Below are 16,311 nucleotides of genomic sequence, written 5' to 3' on the forward strand. Positions count from 1 at the left end.
CCTACGGATCGCAAGGTTCAGGCCGCGCCGCTCGGTTCACCCGTCACAAGCCCGCCGCCAGCATGCCTTCCGCCGCCGACGCCCATACATTCCCACTGCGCAGGAACTTCTCCGTAAGGATCACGCGGAAGGACTTCGTCAGCGCATCCCAGCCATAACGATCCACCTCGACCCGTTCATGCTCGACCCGCAGCAGGTTGAAGGAATTGACCTCTCCCCTGCCCCGCGTCGAGGTCGCCGTGCCTGCCTGCACCACCAGCGCCGCGTAAGCGTCGATCTGGTAGCGCGAGGCCGTGCTGGCCGCATGACTCACGTGCATGTGTCCGGCAAGCAGCACGTCGACGCCGCATTCGGCGAACACCTCCATCGCCATCGGCGCGCGGTCGACCAGGTCCTGTTCCTCGAAGGTGGTCGGCAGGTCGAAGGGGTGGTGGGTGACGACGATGCGCGTGACGTTCGGATCGAGGCCGGCCAGCTGCTCACGGATCTTCGCCACTTGCTCCTTGTTCACGCGCCCGTCCTTGATCGTCAGCGAGCGCGCCGTGTTCACGCCCACCACCGCGATCTGCTCGTCGGCATAGATCGGGTCGAGGTCGTCCGTGATGTAGCGCTTGTAGCGGTCGAGCGGTTTGACGAAACGCCGGAACACGTTGTACAGGGAAATGTCATGGTTGCCCGGCACCACGATCTGCGGCCCGGGCAAGGTGTCGAGGAAGGCACGCGCTTCCTCGAATTCCTCGGGCCTGGCGCGCTGGGTCAGGTCGCCCGAGATGACGACGACGCTGGGCGCGATCGAATGGATCAGGTCGCGCAGCGGGCCCAGCAAGGCTTGGTCGACACGCCCGAAATGCAGGTCGGACAGGTGGATGAGTGTTCGCATCGGGGTTCCTCGCTCATTGATATTCGGGATATTCGGAGTGTTCGGATTGCCCTGCTGGCCTTCGCCGGGGCCGCTGCAGCATCGCCCTCCCGGTGACGCAGATCGCCAGCCAGGCGCAGCCCTCGAGCATTCCAGCCAACACGTCGGACAGGTAATGGGCGCCCAGGTACAGGCGCGATCCTGCAACGAGCAGCACCATCGCGCAAGCAAGCACGACGATGCCGAGGCGCGCGCCCCGGCTGTGCGCATGGCGCGTCAGGTAGCAGGCCAGCACGCCGTAGAACAGGGTCGCGGCGACCGTATGGCCGCTGGGGAAACTGTAGGTCGTCAGCGTGATGATCGGCTGGTCGAAATGCGGGCGCGCACGCACGAAGATGTGCTTCAGCGCCACGTTCAGCAGCATCCCGCCCGGCACCGCGGCCACCAGCGCCAGCATCCAGGAGTACGCGTCGCGCCGCACCATCCACCAGCCCGCCAGCGCGGTCAGGCCGAGCGCGCCGGGCGTGCTGTGCAGCTGGGTGATCCCGAACATGAAGCTGCGCAGCAGCGTGCTGTCGTTCGCGTGGAGATGCAGCCAGTTCGCCAGGCGCAGGTCGAGCAAGGTGATCGGCGCATTGTGCATGACAGCCGCGGCGATGCAGGCGAAGCCGGCCAGCGCCAGCAGTAGCGCCAGCAGGCCGGGCATCAGGTGCCGGCGGGTCGTCAAGGAATCAATCATCAAATGGATGGGCCATGGCAAAAAAACTACAGTTAATTATTTTTACTGGTGTTATGTACAGTACCTGTGGATTTATACAGTAGTTGTGCTATTCTGTTTTCACTGACCAACATAATTCAAACAAGGGAAACGTCAATGACCACTCTGAACAACTCCTTCGGCCTGGAATACGCTCCTGCACCTTTTCTTATGCGTTTTGGCCAACGCGAAATCCTGATCACCCGCGACTTCCGCAAGCGCTTCTATCCGATCAACCCGATCATCGAGTGCGATACGGGCGTCGAGCCGGGCCACGTCGAGGTGTTGCTGTTCGGCCGTTGGCTCCTCATCCTCTCCAGGGCGCACTGAATGGCGGGCCCTCGGGCCTGCACGCTGCCTGTTTGTAGCAATAGGGCAAGCGTTGAAATTCGCATAACCATAGCTGAAATCATTCGTTTTCTTCGGGTGAAGCGGGACCTACTCTAGCAGTAAGCCCAACTCATCCGGAAGAAACGTATGTTCAAGAAAATCGCCCAATCGCTGGTGGCCATCGCGCTGCTGGCCCAGTCCGCCGCTTTCACGGTCGCATCTGCGGCTGACATTACGCTGCTCAATGTGTCGTACGACCCGACGCGGGAGCTGTACCAGGACTTCGACGCGGCCTTTGCCAAACACTGGCTGGCCAAAACCGGCGACAAGGTCACGGTGCGCCAGTCGCACGGCGGCTCGGGCAAGCAGGCGCGCGCCGTGATCGACGGCCTGCCGGCCGACGTTGTCACGCTGGCACTGGCCTACGACATCGATGCTATCAGTGAACGCGGCCTTATCGCGCACAACTGGCAGGAGCGCCTGAAGTACCGCAGCGCGCCCTACACGTCGACGATCGTGTTCCTGGTGCGCAAGGGCAATCCGAAAGGGATCAAGGACTGGGGCGACCTCGTGAAACCGGGTGTCTCGGTCATCACGCCGAACCCGAAGACCTCGGGCGGCGCGCGCTGGAACCACCTCGCGGCCTGGGGCTATGCGCTGCGCCAGCCGGGCGGCAACGAGGCCACGGCGCGCGACTTCATCAACCGCCTGTACAAGAACGTGCCGGTGCTCGACTCGGGCGCGCGCGGCGCCACCACCACCTTTGTCGAGCGCGGCATCGGCGACGTGCTGCTGGCCTGGGAAAACGAGGCGCTCCTCGCCCTGCGCGAACTCGGTCCGGGCAAGTTCGAGATCGTCGCGCCCTCGGTGAGCATCCTGGCCGAGCCGCCGGTGGCCGTGGTCGACAAAGTCGCCGACAAGCGCGGCACGCGCCAGGTGGCCCAGGCCTACCTCGAATACCTGTACAGCGACGAAGGCCAGGACATCATCGCCAAAAATTACTACCGCCCGGCAGTCGAGAAGTTCTCGCGCAAGTATGCGACGCAGTTTCCAAACATCAAGCTGTTCACGCTTGACCAGATCGCCGGCAACTGGACCAATGCGCAGAAGACCCACTTCGCCGACGGCGGCGTGTTCGACCAGGTTTACCAGCCAGGCAAAAAATGAGGTGAAATTCATGCCTTGAAATCCAGCACTTGGCCACGACTGTGTCTATTTGATATTCGTGGCCTGCCGCCGGGCACCCTTGTGGCTTTGAAGCGGCAGTCCTTCCCGTACTACCCCCAGGAAAGGAAGCCGACATGTCAGCAAAACTTCGCAACATCAACGAACAGGTCATCGTCATCACCGGCGCCAGTAGCGGCATCGGTCTCACCACCGCCCGCATGGCGGCCGAACAGGGCGCCAAACTGGTGCTTGCCGCGCGCAACGGCGACGCGCTGGACCAACTTGCCAGCGAATTGCGGCGCCAGGGTTGCCAGGTGGCGGCGGTGGCCGCCGATGTTGGTAATGTTGCCGATGTCGCCCGCATCGGCCAGACCGCGCTCGAGCGCTACGGCCGCATCGACACCTGGGTCAACAATGCCGGGGTCGGCACCTTCGGACGTCTCGAGGACGTGTCGCTGGAAGACCACCAGCGCCTGTTCCAGACTAATTTCTGGGGCGTGGTAAATGGCTCGCTGGAAGCGGTGAAGCAGATGAAGCAGCGCGGCGGCGGCGCCCTGATCAATGTCGGCAGCGAAGTGTCGGATGCGCCGGTACCGCTGCAAGGCATGTATTCGGCCTCCAAGCATGCGGTGAAAGCCTTTACCGATTCGCTGCGCATGGAACTGGAAAAGGAAGAAGCGCCGATTTCCGTCACGCTGATCAAGCCGGCGGCGATCGACACCATGTTCGCCGTGCACGCGAAAAACTACATGGACAAGGAAGCGGTGCTGCCGCCGCCGGTGTACGCGCCCGAGATCGTGGCCAAAGCGATCCTGCACTGCGCCCAGCACCCGAAGCGCGAAGTCTTCGTCGGCGGCGCCTCGAAGTTCATCTCCGCCAGCCGCGCGCGCCTGCCTCACCTGATGGACCGCTATGTGCGCGCCACGATGTTCAGCCAGCAAAAATCGAAGTTCGACAAGATGCCGGGACGGCCGGACGCCCTGCACGCGCCGGATCCGACGCACGCGCTGCGCGAGCGCCAGGGCATGACGGAGCGTAGCGTCAAGGAAACCTCGGCCTATACGTCGCTGAGCCTGAACAAAACGCCTTTGGTCACGGCCTTGCTGGGCGGGGGCGTGCTGTTGGCGGCTTGGAAGCTGGCCGGGCCGGGGCTGTCGCGGCGCCGGCTGGGCCGGGCTTGAACCTGCCTGAGCGGTCACAAAACAAAGCTGCCTCGATCTGATCGACGCAGCTTTTTTTGATTGGTTCTCGGTAAAGACTCAGTGGCGACGCCCGATACGAGCAATCCGTAGGGTGGACTCTTGAGTCCACGCGGTACTACCTTCGCACACCGTGGCATGTGCAAACAATGCTATAAGCACGCGCCTCGGCCGTACTCTGCTTCTCATGGTGCAGGCGCAGTACCGCGTGGACTCAAGAGTCCACCCTACGGATCGCGGAGCGCAGGCAGCACGGCACGGGATTATTCCCCCGCGTCGTAGTCGTACGTATCGCGAAATGCAGCCTGCGCGGCACGGGGTTTTATTGCCCCGCGTCCTTGCCGATCGGCGGACGGCTGGCCAAAAAGTCCGTGTCCTCCTCCGTCAGCGGCAGGTCGGGAATCGACTCGATGCGGTCGGTATCGATGTCGGCGCCATCCCTGGCGACGGTGTCGCGGCCGGCCGCGGCGCGTTCACCGGTGCCGCCCATGTCGCTGTCACCGGAAAAATCCGCGTCGCCGACGTCGGGACCGGCGGTGTCGCCCGCATGGCTCTGTTCGAGGTCGGAGGTCGTGCCTTCGTCCAGGTGCAGCACCTGGTCGTCGTCGAGGTTGGTCGAGAAACCCGGGCCGCCGACCACGTCGCTGCCAGTATCGGAAATATCGCTCGGTCCCAGCGCGTCGGTGCCATGGCCCTTGCCAAGGCTGCGGTCCGGGCCTTCCGGGAAGTTGTCCGGATCAAGTGTGCTACTGCCAGTCATGATGCCTCCGTGAAGATGGTTGTCGGATAGTTTTGTATGGTGTCAGGCTACAGCCATTCGGCAGCGCACGTCGCAGCGCAGGGCTTGCGCTAGCGCCGGCTGCTAGAAGGCGTGGCGCATGCCGATGTTGATGGCCGAATTACCGTTTCCGCGTGCACTGGCGTTGCCGACCGTATAGCCGGCGCCGTTGCGGTTCTTGATATGCGACCAGGCGCCGTAGAAATCGGTCCGGCGCGAGATCGCGTAGCTCGCGCCGAACGCGACCTGGTCGGCGTCCTGGTTGGCCAGGTCGCGGTCGTCCTTGCGGATGAACGAGGTGAGCAGGGTCGTGCGCTCGCTGACCGGCACCGCCATGCCGAGCAGGACGTCACGGCTGTTGGTCGAGGCGGTGCGCGCCAGGCCGGCGCCGTAAGGATTATCGGGATTGAACAGCGGTGAACTGGCCCAGCCGCGGCTCAGGCTGTAGGCCGCATAGGCCGTGCCCCAGCCGAGGCGCAGGTTGGCCGCCAGGATCGAATTGCGCGACACCGTGTCGTTGGCGGTCTTGCTGTTGAGCTGGACGCGCACGGCGCTCAGGTTCTGGTGGGCAGCGCGCACGGTCAGCGGCCCGGCCTCGATGCCGACCGTCATGCCCCAGGCGCGCCCGGCAGGCGAGGTATCGACGTTTTCCCTGAATGCATACGAAGCGCCGGCCGAGATGCCGCGCGCCAGCGCCCCGAAATACTGGACGCTGTTGTCGACGCGGCGACCGCCGCCGATCAGGTTACTGGCGCTGCCGGCCATGCCGCCCTTGAACGGATCGCCGACATCGGTCAGCGCCAGGTATTGCAGGTTGTACTGGCGGCCGATCGTGAGCGCGCCGAATTCGCCGGCCAGGCCGACAAAGGCCTGGCGCCCGAACAGGCGCTCGCGCTGGTCGCTGCGGCCGGTGTCGACCCGCACGCCGCTCTCGAGCGTGAAGATGGCGGAGGTCCCATTGCCGACCGGCTCGCTGCCGTGGATACCGATATGCGATTCCGATGCGATGCCGCTGCCGACCTGGGTCGCGCAGGCATCGCCGCAGCCGCCCTGCCCCACCACGCCGGCATCGATCACGCCATAAGTCGTGACGCCGGTCTGCGCGCAGGCAAGCGCGGCACTTCCACCCAGTATTGCAAACGTGACAAACGACTTGAGCATCGGCGTATCCCTCTCTACGCCTCTACCTTACCCCTCTGGAGCGGTTTCATCTGTCGAATGTCGCACATACAGCTGACCAGTTAGGCTTGTCGTTGTGTAGGCAAACTCCCACGATCACGCTAAAGGGCGCAGGCTGCCAGCGCCACCGCGTTCCTGCCGCCCCGTTTCGCCGCGTACATGGCGCCGTCGGCACGGGCCAGCCAGGCGTCGAGATCGTGCCGGTCCGCGGGCCGGTGAAGGGCCACGCCGATGCTGGCGCCGACACTGACGGTGACGCGACGCAGCGTGTAGGGCGCGCGCAGCACGGCCAGCACGCTGCCCGCCTTTTCATGCGCATCCCGGGCGTCGCCCAAGCCTTCCAGCACGACCACGAATTCGTCGCCGGCCAGGCGTGCGGCCAGGTCGGTCTTGCGCACCGCAGCCTGCAGGCGGGCGCCGAACTGGCGCAGCAACTCGTCGCCCTCTTCATGGCCATGGGTATCGTTGACGGCCTTGAAGCCATCCATGTCGAGGAACAGCAAGGCGCAGGGTTTGCCAGCACGCGCGGCGCGATGCATGGCTTCCGGCAAGGCCTGCATCAGGGCGCGCCGGTTGGGCAAGCCGGTCAGGGCGTCGTGCAGCAGCAAGGCCTGCAGCTCGGCGGTACGTGCGGTGACCGTGATCTCGAGCTGCTGGTTCATCGTTTCGAGGGCGCTGCGGTGGGCTTCTTCGCTGCGCACCAGTTCGCGCATCGCGCGCGACAGCACTTGCGCCTCATGGAAGCCGCTGACCACGGAAATGTCCTGCGCGCGGCCGCCGGCGCGCGTCGCCTCGACCGCCTGCTCGATCGCGCCGGCGAGCGCATCCATTGGCCGCGTCAGGCGCCGCGCCAGCAAGGCCGCGCAGCCAGCCAGTACCGCGGCCATCAGCACGCTCAGCGCAATGATGCGGTCCTGCAGGCTACGCGCATCGGCCAGCGCCGCGTCTTCCGTATGGCGCACCAGCACAGCCCACTGCAGCGTCGACCGGTCGCCCGCCGTGCCGGTGCGGCTGTAGCCGGTCAGGTAGGCCTTGCCGTCCGGCCCCACTTCGCGCAACGAGGCGGTCGCGCCCGCCAGCGCCAGGCGCAGGCTGGGGCTCTCGAATTTTTTCTCGACCAGGGCCTCCGGCCCGAGGATCACGACGCCGTCGGAACGCACCACCAGCACCTCGGCGCCGTACTCGCGCAGGGCCGGCGTCAACAGCTCGCGCGCGCGGCGGCGCGCCCATTGCCAGCTCATGTGGACGCCGACGACGCCGCGCAGCTTGCCGTCGTCGCCGATCAGCGGCGCCGAGACATCGATGAAGCGCCAGGGATCTGCCGCCTGCGGCAGCAGCTTGTCGAGCAAGGCCGCTGGATGGTAGTCCGTCGCCATCACGCCGTGCATGCCGGCCTGGTACCAGGGACGCGCCTCGACCGCCGCCCCTTCCAGCAGGCGCCCGGTGGCAGCGACCAGCTTGCCCTGCATATCGGCGACGCCGATCCAGGCATAGTCCGGGAAACCGCGCTGCAACGATTCGAGCGCGTGGCGTGTCGCATCCGGACGCTCGAAGGAGCGCACCTGCGGCAGTTCCGAGAGCAGCCTGACGTTGGCGACGGCATTGCCGGTCACCCGGTTGAGCGAGTCGCGCATCTGCCACGACAGCTGCTGCAGACGCAACTGCGCTTCCTTGCGCGCCTGCTGGTGCGCGAAATGACTGACCAGGGCGAAATGCAGCAGCACCGTCAGGGTGACCGCGATGCTGACGGTGAGCATGGCCAGCGTGGCCAGGCGCAGCGGGCGCCGGGCCACTGCGCGGGCCGGGCTGCGGGGCGGGTTGTTCATCGGCATGAAGTCCGTGGGTAATCGGCAATGATAGCTGCGCGGGAAGATGTGGACAACCGGGCTGATGCTTTATTGCAATGCTTTTGAGTTATTTTGTTTGGGACCGGAAGTTTCTGGTGACAAACGACGGGGCGGTGGATGCCTGCATGCATCCACCTTCGGCGGCTGGACAGTTCCAGACTACAATAGTCTGTAGCTCAACATCCTGAACGAATGGTCAATGGCATCGATCCCCCACTACGAACAGCATGCGGCGCGACTGGCCGACCAGTACGAGTCGCTCTCTTTCCAGGATGTGCATGCTGGGCTGGTCGACATCCTTCCGGCGCGGGGAGCAACCGTACTCGACGTTGGGGCCGGCTCCGGCCGCGACGCCGCGTGGCTCGCGGCAAATGGATATGAGGTCGTTGCTGTCGAGCCGGCAGAAGCCATGCTCGCCCGTGCGCGGACGCTCCACCCCTCGAACAACATCCACTGGTTATCGGACAGCCTGCCTGAACTTGCAAAGGTCCGGCGTCTCGGCCTGAGCTTCGACCTCATTCTCCTGTCCGCCGTATGGATGCACATCCCGCCGGCTGCGCGCCAACGCGCGTTGAGAAAGCTGGCCACGCTGCTTGCGCCGAAGGGGCGCATTGCGATCAGTCTCCGGCTCGGGCCGCCCGACACCGAGCGCGCAATGTATGCGGTGTCGTTGCAGGAGCTGTCCGCCCTTGCTCAACAATTCGGCATGCGGATCGTGCAGACAACCGATAGTCCCGACAGGCTGGGGCGGGCCGAGGTGTCCTGGACGAATGTCGTGTTGGGGCTTCCCGACGATGGCCTTGGCGCCCTGCCCCTGCTGCGGCATTTGATCCTGGTCGATGAGAAGTCCTCGACGTACAAGATTGCGCTGCTACGCGTCCTGGCCCGTATCGCAGATACCGCCGCGGGATTGGCGCGCTATGAATCCGATTCCGTCGTCGTTCCTTTGGGATTGGTATCGCTGTACTGGATGCGCATGTTCAAGCCGCTGATCGAGAACGATCTGCCGCAGATGCCGCCCTCGCGCCTCGGAACCCGACCCGGCTTCGTTACCGACCACTTCAACGCGCTGCGGGAAGTCACCGCAGTCGAGCTGCGCGTCGGTTCGGTGTTCGGCGGCCAGACGGCAAAGCATCTTCACCGAAGCCTGTCGGAGATTGCGCAAGTAATACGGGACATGCCTGCGAAGTACTTGCGCTGGCCGTCCAGCGACAACCCGATCTTCGCCGTTTGCCGGCGCCGCCAGGTTTCGACGCCGTCCCGCTTGCTGATCGACGAAGCCTTCCTGTGGAGCTTCGGCGACTTTCGGATTCCACACGAGATCTGGCAAGCCCTGGCCCACTACAACGTGTGGGTCGAACCGGCGCTCGTATCGGAATGGGTCAGGCTGATCGAAGGCTACTCTGCGCACCGGCGCCCTGACATTCGCATGCTTGCGCACGCACTGCTCGCCTGGGTTGACCCTGCGCGTGATACGCGCTTCGCGCGGGCTGCGGTTGACCGCATCCGCGCCGGCGGCAAGCCGGTGTACTGCGTCTGGTCGGGTACGCGCCTGGGTGACGAGTACGATGTCGATCACTGCTTTCCGTTCGCTGCCTGGCCTTGCGGGGATGCATGGAACCTGATGCCGGCTTCACGGCGCATCAATATTCAAAAGTCGAACCGGCTGGTGACGCAGGCGGCGCTGGAGCGGGCCAGCGATTGCATCACGTACTGGTGGTCCGAGGCTTTCCTGAGCCAGGGCGAGGAGCGGGCACGGCAGTTCTTTTTGGAGGCCAATCAGACCTTGCCAGTCCTGGCGAGCAGCCCGGGGACGGCCGACGTCATCGATGCGATGAAGCTGTACAGGATCAGGTTGAGCAAGGATCAGGGGCTCAGGCCATGGGAGCCGCTTGGGTTGCGCGAACGGACAGGCAATGGCGTAGGAAGCTCCTGAAGGCCGGCACCTGGTATCGTAGGGGATCGACAGGGCTGGGCGTGAACTGCAGCGGGCCGGCCTGCTGCCGGGCTTTTTGATCAGCGGTACGGCGTGCGCGCCGCTGCCCGCCTCGCGGGCTGATAACGGACGCTCATCTCGCTCTCGCCCGACAATAAAAAAACCGCCTTTCGGCGGTTTCTTTTATTTCCTGGCGGAAGCGGTGAGATTCGAACTCACGAACGGGTTCCCCCGTCGGCAGTTTTCAAGACTGCTGCCTTCAACCACTCGGCCACGCTTCCTGAAGTCCGGCATTATACATAAATCACTGTGCTGACGGCAGGCAATCGGTACGAGGCACGAGAGGCCGCGCGTAGCGCCATCACTGTCGGCAGGAGCTCGGCAGGTCAAGGTTCGTGTATCGCCGCGTGGACGGGAAACCCGTCCGCCCTACGGTTCCCTACTCCACCAGCAGCCAGTTCTCGCGCAAGCCCTGCTCGAAGCGCGCCGCCGGCAAGGGCGCCGCGTACAGATAGCCCTGCACCTCGTCGCAGCCCGACTCGCGCAGGAAGTCCAGCTGCTCGAGCGTCTCCACCCCTTCCGCAATCACCCGGTGCCCCAGCTGGCGCCCGATGCTGATGATGGTGCTGGCAATCGCGCAGTCGCTGGCGTCCGCGGGAATGCCGGTCGTGAACGAGCGGTCGATTTTCAGGGTATGGATCGGGAAGCGCTTCAGGTACGAAAGGCTCGAGTAACCGGTGCCGAAGTCGTCCAGCGACAGCGCCACGCCGAGCGCATTGATGCGGTCCATGATGCCGATCACGCGGTCGATGTCGTGCATCAGCGTGCTCTCGGTGATCTCCAGCTCGAGCCAGCAGGCGTCCAGCCCGTAGCGCTCCAGCGTTGCGGCGACGCGGGTCGGCAGCGACTCGGTGAATTCGCGCGCGGAGACGTTGACGGCGAGGCGGAACGGGCGCAGGCCGGCGCGCTGCCACACTGCCGCCTGGGCGCAGGCCTGTTCCAGCACCCATTCGCCGACCTGCACGATCAGGCCCGTGGTTTCGGCCAGCGGGATGAATTCGGAGGGCGGCACCAGGCCGCGCTCGGGATGCGACCAGCGCACCAGGGCTTCGGCGCCGACGATGCGGTCGCTGCCGATTTCAAACTTCGGCTGGTAATACAGCAGAAGTTCGCCGTGGCCGAGCGCGTGGCGCAGGCCGGACTCGATGCGCATGCGCTCGTGCATGCCCTGGTTCATGTCGAGGCTGTAGAAGGCGACGCTGTGGTCCGGGTTGGCATGGCCTTCTTTTGCGCGCGCCATGGCGATGTCGGCATTGCGCAGGAGTGTTTCGGCTTCCATGCCGTCTTGCGGGAAGACGCTGATGCCGACGCTGGCCCCCACGCGCAGGTCGTGACCGTCGATCAGGAAAGGCGCGTCGAGGGCCGACTGCAGTTTCTGGGCGACGGTGGTGGCCTCGAAGTGCTGGCGGATGTCGAACAGGCCGACCGCGAATTCGTCGCCGGCCATGTGCGCCACCACGTCTTCCTCGCGCAGCGCGGCCCGGAAACGCGCCGCGACCTGGCGCAGCAGTTCGTCGCCGACCGGCCGGCCCAGGGTGTCGTTGACCAGTTTGAAGCGGTTCAGGTCGATGAACAGCACGCAGCCGGTCGCCACGTTGCGCTGCGCGACCATCAGCGCCTGGTCGACCAGGCGCGCGAACAGCGTGCGGTTCGGCAGGCCGGTCAGCTCGTTGTAATACGCGAGATGGTGCAGCCGCTCTTCGGCGAGTTTGCGCTCGGTGATGTCGGTGAGGTAGGCGATCAGGCCGACCGGGCGCTCCTCCATGTCGCGCAGTGGCGACAGCGACAGGCTGGCCCAGAACACCTCGCCCGATTTTTTCCGGCGCCGCACTTCCATCATGCGCCCGCCCCCTTCGGCAAAGGCGTCGGGCGTGCTCTCGTCCTCGTCGGCATACAGGAACAGGATGTTTTTTCCGACCGCTTCGAGCGAGGAGTAGCCGAACAGGCGCTCGGCGCTGCCGTTCCAGCTGGTGATGTAGCCCATCAGGTCGAGGGTCAGCACCGACTCGTGGATCTGGTCGAGGATCTGCGACTGGTGCGCCAGCTGCGCCTCGATGCCGGCATAGGCGTGGGTGGCCCGCCGGGCCAGCGAATGAACCTGCAACAGCGTGCCGGTGAGCGCCGCCAGGCCGGCCAGCTGGCGCCGGTCCTGCGCGTCGTAGCCGTGGCGGCCGCCGACTTCATAGCAGCCGTAGCAGGCGCCGTCGACGTGGATCTCCTGCACCAGCATGCCTCGACGCGCGGCGCGCGGCGCGAAGTCCGCCGGGGCCAGCGGGTCGGCCGCCACGAAGCGCCCGTCGGGGCTGTCAAGCAAGGCGCGCGCGATGCGGCCGAGTTCCGCGGAGAGCGCCTCGCCGCGCAGGCGCATCACGGCTTCGCTTAAAGCGGCGCTGCAGGCGACGAAGTCGTCGCTGCGGTCGATGCGCTGGTCGACGCAGTGGTCAAGACGGGCGTCAGACATTGCGGCCCACCTGGATCGCCCAGTGATGCGCGTGCAGCTGGCTGTCCCACCAGGTGCCGGCGTCGATGCCCGCACTGGCGAGCAGCGCCGCATCGGCGCCGCGCTCGACGAGCAGCAGGCGCCGGCCCAGCACGCCCTGGCGTTCGAGGAGCGCGGCCGCCACGTGGCCGGGCAGGCGCAGGTCGGCCAGGATCTCGGCCATCGGCATGCCGAGCAGGCGGTCGAGCAGGGAAAAGGCGCCGGTCATGAAGGCAAGATCCTGGGCGTCGCGATCGCCGCCGTCGCGCTTGCAGAGCAGCTGCAGCTGGCCGGCGCGGAGTGCCGCGAGGGGCAGCAGCAGGTTCGGCAAGCCGTCCGCATCGCTGCGCGCATACAGCAGCAGTTGCAGCCAGCGCTGCAGCTGGCGCCGGCCGAGCACGGCGATCGCCTGGGCATAACCGGTGATCGCGGTGTTGACGGCGAACGCCGCCGAATTGACCAGTTTCAGGAGGTGGTAGGACAGCGCCGGGTCCTGCTTGAGCAGCAGTTCGAGTTCGCGCGAATCGGCATCGCTTGCGAGCAGGGCCAGCAGGCCAAGGAGGCGCCGGCGCGAGGTCCCGTCCTGGCCATGCCCGCCTGCCTCGACCGCCAGCGGATAGTCGCCGCAGAACCAGGTGAAGCCGGCACGCTCGCACTCGAGCAGGCGCGCCGCGCTGTCGACCCCGCGCGCCAGGTGCGGTCCGAACAGCGGCAGCAGGCTGGCGGCCGGCGGCGCCCCGTCGCGGCAGTCCATGGTCACGGCGCGTATGCCGGCGGGACGCGCAAGGCCAGGGGGCAGCGCGCCGTCGAGCATCAGGCGGTAGCCGCCCTCGATCAGCGCCGACAGCTGCTGCGCGGTGCCCTCCTGCGCCAGCGCGGCGGCGCCGAAGCCGAGCACGACGCGGTTCGGGGGCAGCAGGGCCAGCAGCTTGGGCGTGAGCTGGCCTGGCGTGGCCAGCAGCAGCACGCAGTCGAGGGGGGCGATGGCCGCCAGCAGGTCGGACGCGCCGAACAGGGTGCCCAGCAGCTCGGGCAGGCTGCCTGTCCTCAGGTCCATGCCGAGCGCCACCCATTCCTTCCGGCCGTTGGCTACGGGGTGCAGGCGTACCGTTGGGGCGGGGATGTGGTCCAGCAAAGCCATCGTGGTCTTTGGAGTAGGTAGTCGGACAATATTAGTCTAGCAACTGGCCAAAAGCAATGGAAATGTTTCCATATGGATACATTTCGTATCGCCTTTATTACGTGTTATTACGTAGCCGAATTGACATTCCCGACAGTTAGAATCATGCGCTTGCCGTTTCCATAATAGTGCAAGATACGGGTCGGATTCCTCTGCGCCGCGCTGGCACGCCCGCAGCGAGGCGGACGCGCCGCACCCCCATGAGAAAAACCTTAGGAGCCACCATGAAAAGTCTCGGAAACCGACTCGGCTGGGCGGCGCTATCACTCTTCGGCGCCGGTGCGCTCGCTTACGTTGCCTTGCGCCGCGGCGAGTCCATCAACGCCGTGTGGGTGGTCGCGGCCGCCGTCTGCGTCTACCTGATTGCATACCGTTTTTACAGCCTCTACATTGCCACCAAGGTAATGGGCCTCGACCCAGGCCGCCAGACCCCCGCCTATAAATACAACGACGGCCTCGACTACGTGCCGACGAACAAGTACGTGCTGTTCGGCCACCACTTCGCCGCGATTGCCGGCGCCGGCCCGCTGGTCGGCCCCGTGCTGGCGGCGCAAATGGGTTATTTGCCCGGCATGATGTGGATCCTCGCCGGCGTCGTGTTCGCCGGCGCGGTGCAGGACTTCATCGTCCTGTTCATGTCGATGCGCCGCGACGGCCGCTCGCTGGGCGACCTCATCAAATCCGAAATGGGAGAAATCCCGGGCATTATCGCCCTGTTCGGCACCTTCATGATCATGGTCATCATCCTCGCGGTGCTGGCGCTGATCGTCGTCAAGGCCCTCACCGGCTCCCCATGGGGCAGCTTCACCGTGATGGCGACGATCCCGATCGCGCTCTTCATGGGCGTGTATTCGCGCTATGTGCGCGTCGGGCGTATCGGCGAGATTTCCTTCATCGGCTTCATCCTGCTGATGCTGGCCATCATCGGCGGCCAGTGGGTGCACGATTCGCCGGTGCTGGGACCGATGTTCACCTTCACCGGCACCGAGCTGACCTGGATGCTGATCGGCTACGGCTTCGTTGCCTCCGTCATCCCGGTCTGGCTGCTGCTCGCCCCGCGCGACTACCTGTCGACCTTCCTCAAGATCGGCACCATCATGGCGCTGGCCATCGGTATCGTGCTGGTCGCGCCGCACATGCAGATGCCGGCCGTGACCCGCTTCATCGACGGCACCGGCCCGGTGTGGTCGGGTAACATGTTCCCCTTCCTGTTCATCACGATCGCCTGCGGCGCCGTTTCCGGCTTCCACGCGCTGATCTCCTCCGGCACCACGCCGAAGATGATCGAGAACGAAACCCATTCCCGCTTCATCGGCTATGGCGCCATGCTGATGGAGTCGTTCGTCGCCATCATGGCGCTGGTTGCCGCATCGACCATCGACCCGGGCATCTATTTCGCGATGAACGCGCCGGCCGCCGTGCTGGGTGCCACCGCGGAAAGCGCAGCGGCCGCCGTGTCGAACTGGGGCTTCGTCGTCACCCCGGAAATCCTGACCCAGACCGCGCAGAACGTCGGCGAGCACACCATCATCTCGCGCGCCGGCGGCGCCCCGACGCTGGCCGTCGGCATGGCCAACATCCTGGCCAATGTCGCCGGCGGCAAGTCGATGATGGCTTTCTGGTACCACTTCGCGATCCTGTTCGAGGCCCTGTTCATCCTGACCGCGGTCGATGCGGGCACCCGCGCCGGCCGCTTCATGCTGCAGGATTTGCTGGGCGCTTTCGTGCCTTCGCTGAAGCGCACCGAATCGCTGCCGGCCAACCTGCTGGCGACCGGCCTGTGCGTCGCGGCCTGGGGCTATTTCCTGTACCAGGGCGTGGTCGATCCGCTGGGCGGCATCAACACCCTGTGGCCGCTGTTCGGCATCGCCAACCAGATGCTGGCCGGTATCGCGCTGGTGCTGGGCACCGTGGTGCTGTTCAAGATGAAGCGCGGCCAATACGCCTGGGTCACGATCGTGCCGACCATCTGGCTGCTGATCTGCACCCTGGCCGCGGGCTGGCAGAAGATCTTCGACGCTAACGTGAAGGTCGGCTTCGTCGCCCACGCCCGCAAGTACCAGGCCGCACTGGACGGGGGCCAACTGCTGGCGCCGGCCAAGTCGCTCGACGAGATGCACCGCATCATCTTCAACGATTATGTCGACGCTACGCTGGCCGGCTTCTTCATGGTCGTCGTCGTCGCGGTGCTGTTCTACGGCATCCGCACGGTGCTGAACGCCCGCAACAACAACACGCCGTCGGTGAAGGAATCGCCCTTCGTCGCCGCGCCGGCCGCCGCGCAGGTGCAGTGATGTTCTCCACCCTCGCCCAGGCCGGCCGCTATCTCGGGCAAAGCATGCGCCTGATGGTCGGCCTGCCCGAGTACGACACCTACCTCGCGCACATGGAGCGCGAGCATCCGGACAAGCGACCGATGACCTACGAGGAGTTTTTCCGCGAGCGCCAGGAAGCGCGGTATGGGTCGGGGCGCAGCGGGGGGTGTTGCTAGCACAAACACTGCATTGAACTGTGGCGTGGACGGGTCCCCCGTCCACGCG

13 protein-coding genes and 1 tRNA gene are annotated in these 16,311 nt (G+C 65.4%); 6 read left to right on the top strand and 8 right to left on the bottom strand.

Features of this window, described 5'->3' with window-relative positions:
• Positions 1–43: 43 nt before the first annotated feature.
• Together AC1MEM_RS20585 and AC1MEM_RS20590 are read right to left on the bottom strand one after the other, a co-directional pair.
• Positions 44–880 carry a metallophosphoesterase family protein gene (locus AC1MEM_RS20585; RefSeq protein WP_499473687.1) on the bottom strand — a complete coding sequence of 279 codons (837 nt, stop codon included), beginning with the start codon at positions 878–880 and terminating at the stop codon, positions 44–46.
• A gap of 13 nt (positions 881–893) precedes the next feature.
• Positions 894–1,598 carry a phosphatase PAP2 family protein gene (locus AC1MEM_RS20590; RefSeq protein ID WP_499473689.1) on the bottom strand — a complete coding sequence of 235 codons (705 nt, stop codon included), beginning with the start codon at positions 1,596–1,598 and terminating at the stop codon, positions 894–896.
• A gap of 135 nt (positions 1,599–1,733) precedes the next feature.
• Between AC1MEM_RS20590 and AC1MEM_RS20595 the strand changes: the two genes are divergently transcribed.
• The 3 genes from AC1MEM_RS20595 to AC1MEM_RS20605 all read left to right on the top strand — a co-directional run bounded on the left by AC1MEM_RS20595 (position 1,734) and on the right by AC1MEM_RS20605 (position 4,294).
• Positions 1,734–1,946 (top strand): hypothetical protein, encoded by a 213-nt coding sequence (locus AC1MEM_RS20595; RefSeq protein ID WP_499473691.1) that lies wholly within the window; start codon positions 1,734–1,736, stop codon positions 1,944–1,946.
• A gap of 147 nt (positions 1,947–2,093) precedes the next feature.
• The gene (locus tag AC1MEM_RS20600) at positions 2,094–3,113 is read left to right on the top strand and encodes a sulfate ABC transporter substrate-binding protein (protein WP_499473693.1); all 1,020 of its coding nucleotides are present in this window, start codon (positions 2,094–2,096) and stop codon (positions 3,111–3,113) included.
• A 134-nt stretch (positions 3,114–3,247) separates the two neighbouring features.
• Positions 3,248–4,294 (top strand): SDR family oxidoreductase, encoded by a 1,047-nt coding sequence (locus AC1MEM_RS20605; RefSeq protein WP_499473695.1) that lies wholly within the window; start codon positions 3,248–3,250, stop codon positions 4,292–4,294.
• Positions 4,295–4,634: 340 nt separating this feature from the next.
• On the opposite strand, the gene AC1MEM_RS20610 is transcribed toward AC1MEM_RS20605, so the two are convergent.
• The 3 genes from AC1MEM_RS20610 to AC1MEM_RS20620 all read right to left on the bottom strand — a co-directional run bounded on the left by AC1MEM_RS20610 (position 4,635) and on the right by AC1MEM_RS20620 (position 8,095).
• On the bottom strand, positions 4,635–5,072 hold the full coding sequence (locus AC1MEM_RS20610; protein ID WP_499473697.1) for a hypothetical protein: 438 nt from the start codon (positions 5,070–5,072) through the stop codon (positions 4,635–4,637).
• Between the two features lie 102 nt (positions 5,073–5,174).
• The gene (locus AC1MEM_RS20615; protein ID WP_499473699.1) at positions 5,175–6,251 is read right to left on the bottom strand and encodes a porin; all 1,077 of its coding nucleotides are present in this window, start codon (positions 6,249–6,251) and stop codon (positions 5,175–5,177) included.
• Between the two features lie 119 nt (positions 6,252–6,370).
• Positions 6,371–8,095: a bifunctional diguanylate cyclase/phosphodiesterase gene (locus tag AC1MEM_RS20620; RefSeq protein WP_499473701.1), complete on the bottom strand. Its 1,725-nt coding sequence runs from the start codon at positions 8,093–8,095 to the stop codon at positions 6,371–6,373.
• A gap of 220 nt (positions 8,096–8,315) precedes the next feature.
• Between AC1MEM_RS20620 and AC1MEM_RS20625 the strand changes: the two genes are divergently transcribed.
• A complete protein-coding gene (locus tag AC1MEM_RS20625) occupies positions 8,316–10,052 on the top strand; it encodes a class I SAM-dependent methyltransferase (protein WP_499473703.1) in 1,737 nt (578 codons plus the stop codon).
• A 191-nt stretch (positions 10,053–10,243) separates the two neighbouring features.
• Here the strand turns inward: AC1MEM_RS20625 and AC1MEM_RS20630 are convergent.
• The 3 genes from AC1MEM_RS20630 to AC1MEM_RS20640 form a co-directional block, all read right to left on the bottom strand.
• Positions 10,244–10,333 (bottom strand) — tRNA-Ser (locus tag AC1MEM_RS20630).
• Between the two features lie 158 nt (positions 10,334–10,491).
• Positions 10,492–12,573 carry a putative bifunctional diguanylate cyclase/phosphodiesterase gene (locus tag AC1MEM_RS20635; protein ID WP_499473705.1) on the bottom strand — a complete coding sequence of 694 codons (2,082 nt, stop codon included), beginning with the start codon at positions 12,571–12,573 and terminating at the stop codon, positions 10,492–10,494.
• A complete protein-coding gene (locus AC1MEM_RS20640) occupies positions 12,566–13,732 on the bottom strand; it encodes an HDOD domain-containing protein (protein WP_499473707.1) in 1,167 nt (388 codons plus the stop codon). Before AC1MEM_RS20640 ends, AC1MEM_RS20635 begins: the two co-directional genes overlap by 8 nt.
• 263 nt (positions 13,733–13,995) lie before the next feature.
• On the opposite strand from AC1MEM_RS20640, the gene AC1MEM_RS20645 reads away from it, so the two are divergent.
• Together AC1MEM_RS20645 and AC1MEM_RS20650 are read left to right on the top strand one after the other, a co-directional pair.
• Entirely contained in the window at positions 13,996–16,065 is a 2,070-nt protein-coding gene (locus AC1MEM_RS20645; RefSeq protein ID WP_499473709.1) for a carbon starvation CstA family protein, read from the top strand.
• Entirely contained in the window at positions 16,065–16,262 is a 198-nt protein-coding gene (locus tag AC1MEM_RS20650; protein ID WP_499473711.1) for a YbdD/YjiX family protein, read from the top strand. The genes AC1MEM_RS20645 and AC1MEM_RS20650 overlap by 1 nt, the downstream gene beginning before the upstream one ends.
• Positions 16,263–16,311 lie beyond the last annotated feature (49 nt).

It is taken from the genome of Telluria sp. AIW5 (assembly GCF_056680575.1).